General features: G+C 54.6%; 6 protein-coding genes. 3 read left to right on the forward strand and 3 right to left on the reverse strand.

Annotated features, from left to right (window positions below; translation table 11 throughout):
- Nucleotides 1-80: 80 nt before the first annotated feature.
- Nucleotides 81-1,268, forward strand: coding sequence for a porin OmpC (gene ompC, locus NNN71_RS22150; RefSeq protein WP_271459350.1), 1,188 nt, complete (start codon nucleotides 81-83; stop codon nucleotides 1,266-1,268).
- Between the two features lie 56 nt (nucleotides 1,269-1,324).
- Here ompC and NNN71_RS22155 read toward each other — a convergent pair whose 3' ends face one another.
- Nucleotides 1,325-2,221 (reverse strand): N-acetylmuramic acid 6-phosphate etherase, encoded by an 897-nt coding sequence (locus NNN71_RS22155; protein ID WP_223802857.1) that lies wholly within the window; start codon nucleotides 2,219-2,221, stop codon nucleotides 1,325-1,327.
- 168 nt (nucleotides 2,222-2,389) lie between these two features.
- On the opposite strand from NNN71_RS22155, the gene NNN71_RS22160 reads away from it, so the two are divergent.
- Both NNN71_RS22160 and dcuR read left to right on the forward strand, forming a co-directional pair.
- Entirely contained in the window at nucleotides 2,390-4,009 is a 1,620-nt protein-coding gene (locus NNN71_RS22160; RefSeq protein WP_271459351.1) for a sensor histidine kinase, read from the forward strand.
- A complete protein-coding gene (dcuR, locus tag NNN71_RS22165; RefSeq protein WP_271459352.1) occupies nucleotides 4,006-4,725 on the forward strand; it encodes a two-component system response regulator DcuR in 720 nt (239 codons plus the stop codon). The genes NNN71_RS22160 and dcuR overlap by 4 nt, the downstream gene beginning before the upstream one ends.
- Here dcuR and NNN71_RS22170 read toward each other — a convergent pair.
- On the reverse strand, nucleotides 4,706-5,671 hold the full coding sequence (locus tag NNN71_RS22170; protein ID WP_271459353.1) for an FAD:protein FMN transferase: 966 nt from the start codon (nucleotides 5,669-5,671) through the stop codon (nucleotides 4,706-4,708). The two genes, dcuR and NNN71_RS22170, sit on opposite strands and share 20 nt — an antisense overlap.
- Nucleotides 5,672-5,740: 69 nt before the next feature.
- Complete coding sequence (locus tag NNN71_RS22175; RefSeq protein WP_167575519.1) at nucleotides 5,741-8,545, reverse strand: flavocytochrome c; 2,805 nt, start codon at nucleotides 8,543-8,545, stop codon at nucleotides 5,741-5,743.
- Between the last annotated feature and the right edge of the window lie 95 nt (nucleotides 8,546-8,640).

Consider the following 8,640-nt stretch of genomic DNA (forward strand, 5'->3'; position numbering starts at 1 on the left):
ACTCTCAATATAGTATTCGAACACGTAACGCCGGATGACGTTACTATATTCACATGCGTTATCATGCAAAGGAAAGTATAATGAAAATTAAAGCACTGGCACTGCTGGTTCCTGCCTTATTAATGGCAGGCGCGGTAAATGCGGCGGAAATGTATAATAAAGACGGCAATAAAGTTGATCTGTACGGTAAGGTCGACGCACGTCACACATTTTCCGACAACGCTGGCGATGACGGCGATGAAACCTACGTGCAAATCGGTTTCAAAGGCGAAACCCAGATTACCAACGACCTGACTGGCTACGGCCAGTGGGAATACAAAACCTACGCTAACGACACCGAAGGCGCTGGTGACAAATCCTTCAACCGCCTGGCGTTTGCTGGCCTGAAGTTTGCCAACTTTGGTTCCTTCGATTATGGCCGTAACTACGGTACCGTATACGACATCGAAGGCTGGACCGACATGCTGCCGGTATTCGGCGGCGACTCCTACACCTGGACCGACAACTTTATGGTTGGCCGTACCAACGGCGTAGCAACCTACCGTAACAGCGATTTCTTCGGTCTGGTCAACGGCTGGAACTTTGCGCTGCAGTATCAGGGCGCTAACGAAAGCGGTTCAAACAACCAGGAAGGGACGAAAAATGGTCATAACAGCGTTCGCTTCCAGAACGGTGATGGCTACAGCATGTCCACAACGTTTGATTTCGCTGATGCGGTCCCTGAATTACAGGGTTTAAGCATTGGCGCAGCCTACGCAACATCCGATCGTACCAACGATCAGGTTGCCTATGCTGGTGTTAACAATCGCTATGGTAACGGTAAAAACGGTAGTGTAAGCGCCGGCGGCGATAAAGCTGACGTCTGGACCGTTGGTGCGAAATACGACGCCTACAACGTTTATCTGGCAATGATGTATGCGGAAACCCGCAACATGACGCCGTTTGGCGATGATGGTATTGCCAACAAAACGCAAAACTTCGAAGTCACCGCACAGTATCAGTTCGACTTCGGTCTGCGTCCGTCTCTGGCGTGGGTTTACTCCCGTGGCGTAGACGTTGGTGTTCACACCAACAGCAACGGTTCTTACCTGACCGACCAGGATCTGGTGAACTATGTTGACCTGGGTGCAACCTACTACTTCGACAAGAACTTCTCCACCTATGTTGATTACAAAATTAACCTGCTGGATGAAGATTCACAGTTCTACAGCGCCAACGGCATCTCTACCGACGATATCGTTGGTGTAGGCATGACCTACCAGTTCTAAGCTGTACGCGATAAGCAAAGCCCGCATTATTTTGCGGGCTTTTTGCTGATTTCAGATTACGGCGCTTCCTGCAGCGCCAGACGCACAAAACCGTTATTTTGCGCCAGCAGTTCATGGGCTTTCCAGGCATCCATCCCGGTAAGCACCATCAGTACTGCCGTTTTACAGTTATGGTCGCAGCTTTCCAGCGCCGCTTTCGCCGCCGCGCGCGTGCAGCCGCCCGCCTCCATCACAATCGCAATCTGCCGCTCCATCATCTGCGTCGTGTTACCGCGTATATCAACACGCATATTGCTGTAGACCCGGCCAGTACGGACGGCCAACGCAGTGGTCAACATATTGAGCACATGCTTCTGCGCGAGAATCGCCTTTGGATTACCATAGCCCGCCACCACTTCCGCGCCGGTTTGCGGGGCAATGACGATATCGGCGAGCTCGGCGGCTTCGCTGTGCACGTTGCGGGTAATCAGCGCCCTTGTCGCCCCCAGTGACCAGGCATGGCGCATGGCGCCCCATAGCCACGGTGTTTTGCCGCGTACGGAGAGCCCAATCAGCATGTCTTTTTGTGTAAACCCGATGGCCTGCAGATCCAGCACACCGCGGTTATAGTCCTGCCCCGCCTCGCGCATGTCGTGCAGCATCGCCAGCGCCCCGCCCGCGATCAGCCCCACCAGCGGATGTTTTTCATCCGGCGCGTACTCATTAGCGGCCAGCACCGCGTTACGGCCCGAAGCGCCCGCGCCGACAATCACCACCCGGCCACCGTGGCTTAAGGTTGCCACCGCGCGGTCGACCAGACGTGTAAGTTCATCAAGACAGGAGGTGACAGCATCTGAAACTATCTTATCATCTTGATTAATAAGACTTAACATATCGTGAGTGGACAGTCGGTCAATTTCAGCGGTCGTCGAACTGCGTCTTTCCATGACTGAACCTGCAAGCTTAATGCTCATAAACGGACTCCTTATTATGGGTTCTTCAACAATACTAAAGTGTTTTGTATGGAAAGCTCTGCGAGTACGGTCACAAAGAAAGGTTTGGTTTTGTCAGGACACGATGGCTTTAAGAAAAGGGATACATCGGCGATAATGATTTTTTGCCGTTGATAATAGAAGGTTTTCATGCGCAATATGCCGCAACAGCCACCTCAGGCTAAGCGCCCGATGAAGCTCAGTACGCTGGTGACGCTAATGGTGTGCAGCGTGATTATTTCCGTCCTTTTGGTGGTTTACGCCTTCTATTTCATGCAGATCACTAAAGCGACTCGCACCGGCCTGCAGGACAAGGCTTTTGCCATCGCCCGCACGCTGGCTGATTCACCGGAGATCAAACGCGGGCTCACCGGGTCGCCTGAACACAATATCATTCAGCCGATTGCGACAGCGGTACAGCAGCGCAATGGCCTGCTGTATGCCGTTATCACCAACATGGATGCGGTGCGCTACTCGCACCCCAACACCCATCTGATTGGCCAGCACTTTATCGGCGCCGATCTGCAGCCTGCGCTCAAAGGCCATGAGAATCTGTCCATTAACCACGGCGTACTGGCCGAGGCGCTACGCGTCTTCACGCCCATCTACAATGACCAACACCAGCAAATTGGCGTGGCTATCGTCGGTATCTCACTTCAGAAAGTGGACGAACAAATTAGCGCAGCGCGGTGGACCGCTATCTGGTTCGTCTTGTTTAGCGCGGTCGTTGGCACGCTGGGGATCTGGGGGCTAGTGCGCGTGCTGAAAAATATCCTGTTTGGCTTCGAGCCGCATGAGATTTCCAGGATGTTCGAGCAGCGCCAGGCCATGCTGCAATCCATGCGCGAAGGCGTTATAGCCGTTGACGACAAAGGCCGTGTGACCCTGATTAATCAGGCTGCGCGTCACATTCTTTTTTCTGCCGATGCCCATGCATTAGGCGCTGAGCAACACGCGCCGCTGCTCACTAACCTCAAAGAAGTGCTCGCCAGCGGCTCGCCGGTGACCGACCGTGAAATGGGCTGCAACGGCCGTCTGCTGCTGTGTAACATCGTTCCGCTGCGCAACAACAAGCGCGTCATTGGCGCCATCGGCACTTTCCGTGATAAAACCGAGGTTAGCCAGTTGATGCAGCGTATGGATGGGCTGGTCAACTATATCGACGCCCTGCGCGCCCATTCCCATGAATTTATGAACAAACTGCACGTCATTCTTGGGCTACTGCACATGAAGCGCTACGACAAGCTCGAAGACTACATTCTACAAACCGCTCAGAACTATCAGGCGGATATTGGTATGCTGCAGCATAAAATAAAATCACCGATTATTGCCGGTTTCCTGCTGGGTAAAATCAACCGCGCGGGCGACGTGGGGGTGAATCTGACGCTGGCTGAAGAGAGTCTGGTGCCCGATAATCCAAACGAAGAACAGGTGGCGGTTCTGGTGACCGTGCTTGGCAACCTGATTGAGAACGCCCTGGACGCCATGGCCGGCCAGGGCGAAGGTGAAATTGGCCTGCTGCTACACTACCAGAATGGCTGGCTGAGCGCCGAAGTCAGCGACGATGGCCCGGGGATCGACCCGGTGCGCATCGACGCTATTTTCAATAAAGGATTTTCAACCAAAGGCGAAAACCGCGGCGTCGGGCTGTTCCTGGCCCGTCAGCAGACGGAGAACCTTGGCGGAACGCTTTCCGTCGAGTCAGAGCCTGGCGTATTTACGCAATTTTTTGTACATATTCCGTGGGATAGCGAGAGGAACAGCGCGTGATTAATGTGTTAATAGTCGATGATGATGCCATGGTGGCCGACCTGAATCGTTGCTATATCGAGAGGGTGGACGGTTTTGCCTGCTGCGGTATCGCTTCAACACTCCAGCAGGCGCGAGACAAGCTGCTGGATCCTGCGCTGTCTATCGACCTGATCCTGCTGGATGTTTATATGCAGCAGGACAACGGGCTGGATCTGCTGCCTGAGGTGCGTAGCGCAGGACGCGCGATTGACGTTATCATGATCTCCTCCGCCTCCGATGCCGCCACCGTTCAGACCTCGCTGCGCTACGGCGTGGTGGACTATCTGATTAAGCCTTTCCAGTTCCCACGTTTTGAAGAAGCGCTGCTGAGCTGGCGCGAGAAAAAGCAGTTGATGGGGAGTCATGCCTACTATGAACAGGCCGATGTCGACCGCCTGCTGCACGGTGGCTCACCCGAACTGGCAGACACCAAACGGTTGCCGAAAGGGTTGACGCCGCAGACCCTGCGCACGCTGTGCCAGTGGATTGATGCGCATCCGGAAACGGAGTTTTCCACCGACGATCTGGCGCAGGCGGTGAATATTTCCCGCGTGTCATGCCGTAAATATCTGATCTGGCTTGCCCAAATCAACATTCTCTTTACCAGTATTCACTACGGGGCGACAGGCCGTCCGGTCTATCGCTATCGCCTGCAGCCGGAACAATACGGCCTGCTCAAACAGTACTGTCAGTAAGGCGATACTCGTTATCCAACAGCGTGAAACGATAGAGGTGAGCCGATGACAGGATCACCTCTTTCTTTTTCGTCACAAAAATCGCCTCAATATCCGGCCTTGCGCGCAGCGCCGCACAGCCCTTTTCGACCCCCATGCCATACATCAGCGTGGTCCAGATATCACCATCGATGGAGTTTGCGCTGACGATCGTCACGCTATTGAGTTCATTATTCAGTGGGTAGCCGGTACGCGGGTCGAGAATATGGTGATACAGCTGGCCGTCTTGTTCAAAAAATCGCTCATAAACACCGGAGGTCACGACCGACTTGTTTTCGACGTCGAGCGTGCCAATCATCGCGCCTGCGGTAGAGAACGGTTTTTTCAGGCCAATTGACCACCCGCCCTCCGGCATGCCCAGCGTTTGTACGTTACCGCCAAGATTGATAAGCCCCTGCGCCACGCCTTCCTGACGTAAAAAATCGCGCACACGGTCGGCAATATACCCTTTGGCAATCGCACCGAGATCGATCTCCATTCCCGGCTGCGCCAGAAAAACGCTCTCATCGCCGTCGTTGAGGATGACCTGTTCGTGCCTGGTCAGCGTCAGCAGATGCGTAATTTCATCCGCTGGCGGCACGCTGTCGCCCTTAAAGCCAATCCGCCAGCGCTTCACCAACGGCCCAATAGCCAGGTTAAAAGCGCTCTGTGGTAGCTCGCTTGCCGCTTTTGCGCATTTGATCAGGGCGTAAACCGGGCTACTGACCTTCACCGCACGTTGGCCCGCCGCATGATTGATATCCATCACCTGCGACTGAGCACGGTTTACGGTCAGCAGATCTTCATACTGTTTAATCAGACGGAACACGCGGGAGGCGAGCGCCTCGTCGTGGACGAAGAGTTTTAGCAGGATGGGCGAGCCCATCAGAATCGCGGAATAACTGTATACCCGAGTGGTATCTGACATCAAAATCCCCCTTCACTTCAGTTGAAATAGCCCGGCAACGCCGGGCTATGGGACTGTGCCATCCGTTCGTTATGCTGATTCCAGCATGGCCCAGGGTACCTGCTGCGCGCGCAACGCAGCCTGATGGCCGGCGAGCGTACCAAAGATAATAATATCAGCAACGGCGTTTCCGCCAATACGGTTGCCACCGTGAATACCACCGACCACTTCACCGGCAGCATAAGCGCCTGGAATCACCTGTTTTTGCGCATTCAGCACGTGAGTTTCGGTATTAATGGTTACCCCACCCATGGTGTGGTGTACGCCCGGCGCAATCTGAATCGCGTGGAACGGCCCTTCATTAATCGGCGCACGCAGCGCGGTTTTACGACCAAACTCTTCGTCGTCCTGTTTCGCCACTGCATCGTTATAGCGGGCAAGCGTTGCCAGGAAAGTCTCTTCGTCTAATCCGAGTTTAGCCGCCAGTTCACTCGCCGTGCTGGCGCTGGTCACCAGACCTTTGGCGATATACTCATCCGCTGCTTTATTTTTGCTACGGACGTGTTCGTCAAAGACGATATAGGCGTAATGTTCCGGCAGCGCAATGATCGCCGCAGAGACTTTATCGCGGGTCTCCATTTCGTTAAAGAAGCGGTTGCCTTGCTGGCTCACCAGAATTGCGCCGCCGCCGCGGATGGATTCCGAGACCAGATAAGAGGTTTTCTGTTCCACCGTCGGGTGAATCTGGATTTCGCCCATATCCACCGTGCCAGCACCAATACGCTCCAGCAATGCAATGCCGCCGCCGGTTGCGCCTTTGTGGTTGGTGGTTACGAAGCCCGCCAGATCCGGACGGTATTTCACCACCATCTCGCTGTTAGCACTGAAACCGCCGGTCGCCACGATGATGCTACGAGTCGGAATGGTGACGCTTTCCTGCTCGTCGGTCAGCAGACGCACCGCCGCCACTTCGCCGCCTTCCATTACAATATCGACCACCGAAGTGTCGAGCATGACATCAATTCCACGTTTCGTGACGTTACGCACAAGGCCACTGATGAGATAACCACCAACGGCAGAACCGTCTTTCGGGCGGTGAGTACGGTCAATACTCATGCCACCGGTGGTGGTGATATCGTTCAGCATGATGCCGCGATCCGCCAGCCATTCGATCGCCTGCGGTGCATTTTCCACAAAGCGATGCAACAGCGCCGGGTTGTTTTTGTTTTTACCGCCCTTCAGCGTTTCGGCGTAGAACAGTTCTTTACTATCCTGAATACCTTTCACGCGCTGGAAGCGGGTTTCCGCCGCGTTCATCCCGGCAGAGGCTTTAATGGTGTTACCACCGATAGTTGGCATTTTTTCGACGATCAGCACGCTCGCGCCATCATCATGAGCCTGAATTGCCGCCGCCAGACCGGCGCCACCGCTGCCAACGACAACCACGTCGTAGGCTTTTGGCGCAGCGGCATCGCCGCCCTCTTCCGCCGCCAGCGCTTTACTGGATTTCACCATCGCTTTGGAGACCGCTTTTTTCACCGCCTCGCTCTGGCTGGTTGCACCGGAAATGGCGTCAACATGTGGTGTATTCGCGTCGAGAATACGGGAACGAATCTCTTCAAAGCTGGTGACGAACTCAACATCCTGATCGACGCCACCGGTCAGCTCGATATCGGCAATACGGTCGGTTTCCAGGCTTACGTTAATGACCAGTTCACCGGCATCATCCTGAACGGTCTCTACAAACACGCCCGGCTTAAATTTTGACACCGTCATGCTCATATCGCGGATCATCGCTTCCACCAGCGAGAAGCGCCACAACGGTTCCGGAATGTTCAGCGCTTCACGCTGGGTGCTATCAATAAACAGATCCAGCGTCTGGCCATCCGCAATACGGTCCGCCCAGTCCGGATAAGCAATGCAGGCACGGCCGACGGCCACCAGGTCGTAACCGTGTTCCATTGCGCTCTCGATGTCGTTGTCGTTTACCACGCCGCCAACGCCCATGACCGGTACCTGCGCCAGCGTTTCAGAGCGCATGGCCACATATTTTTCAATCAGCGGCGTCGGGTCATTGGTCTCAACAATAGACGGGCGCAGGGTCGCGCCAACGGAGAAGTGCAGGTAGTCCAGGCCACGTGCGGCCAGTTTTTCCAGCAGATACATTGTGTCGTCGAAGCGGATCCCCGGGACTTCCATCTCTTCCGGCGAGAAGCGATAGCCGATAATAAAGGCATCATCCGCATACTGGCGCACCATTTTGTGGGTGATCTCCAGCACCGCCAGCGGGAATTTGGCGCGGTTGTCACGGCTGCCGCCCCACTCGTCGTCGCGTTGGTTGGAGTTTGGGGAATAGAATTGCTGAATCAGATAGGTATTAGCACCGTGCAGTTCCACACCGTCGAAACCGGCCTGGATAGCGCGGCGTACCGCTTCACCAAATTTACCCACCATGCCTTCCACTTCTGCCGTGGTCAGCGCGACCGGTGTCGCAGCGCCTTCGCGCGGTGCGGCCACGGCGCTTGGCCCGACCGGTGTACGCCCACCGATCAGCTTCGGATCAACCATACGGCCACCGTGATAAATTTGCAGCAGCGCTTTGGAACCCTGAGATTTAATGGCTTCGGCAATTTTCGCCAGCCCGGCAATTTTATCGTCGCTGTCGATACCCAGCGCCCCTGGGAAAGCCAGGCCTAAGTCATCAACAAAACAGCATTCGACGATGATGGTACCGATACGCCCGGCACGAGCACGGTAGTACTCCACCAGTTCGCTGCTGACTGAGCCATCGAAATAACCCGAACACGTCGTCATAGGCGCCATAAACAGACGGTTTTTCAGCTCTGTGCCATTGGGCAAGGTAAAGGAGCTAAGTACGCGATGATCACTGTTCATAAGAATAAACTCCAAACTTTAAAAGATTTAAATTCAAGAATTCGGGATCGGGCTGCATTTGAGTTATTTGTTATGCCGATATCATGATATTAATA

The sequence above is a fragment of the Kluyvera sp. Awk 3 genome (assembly GCF_028069715.1).
Taxonomy (GTDB): Bacteria; Pseudomonadota; Gammaproteobacteria; order Enterobacterales; family Enterobacteriaceae; genus Kluyvera; species Kluyvera georgiana_A.

Excerpts from the sequence above, each read along its gene's own strand:
- ompC (WP_271459350.1), top strand. The coding sequence starts at position 81 with ATGAAAATTAAAGCACTGGCACTGCTGGTTCCTGCCTTATTAATGGCA.
- NNN71_RS22155 (WP_223802857.1), bottom strand. The coding sequence starts at position 2,221 with ATGAGCATTAAGCTTGCAGGTTCAGTCATGGAAAGACGCAGTTCGACG.
- NNN71_RS22160 (WP_271459351.1), top strand. The coding sequence starts at position 2,390 with ATGCGCAATATGCCGCAACAGCCACCTCAGGCTAAGCGCCCGATGAAG.
- NNN71_RS22170 (WP_271459353.1), bottom strand. The coding sequence starts at position 5,671 with ATGTCAGATACCACTCGGGTATACAGTTATTCCGCGATTCTGATGGGC.
- NNN71_RS22175 (WP_167575519.1), bottom strand. The coding sequence starts at position 8,545 with ATGAACAGTGATCATCGCGTACTTAGCTCCTTTACCTTGCCCAATGGC.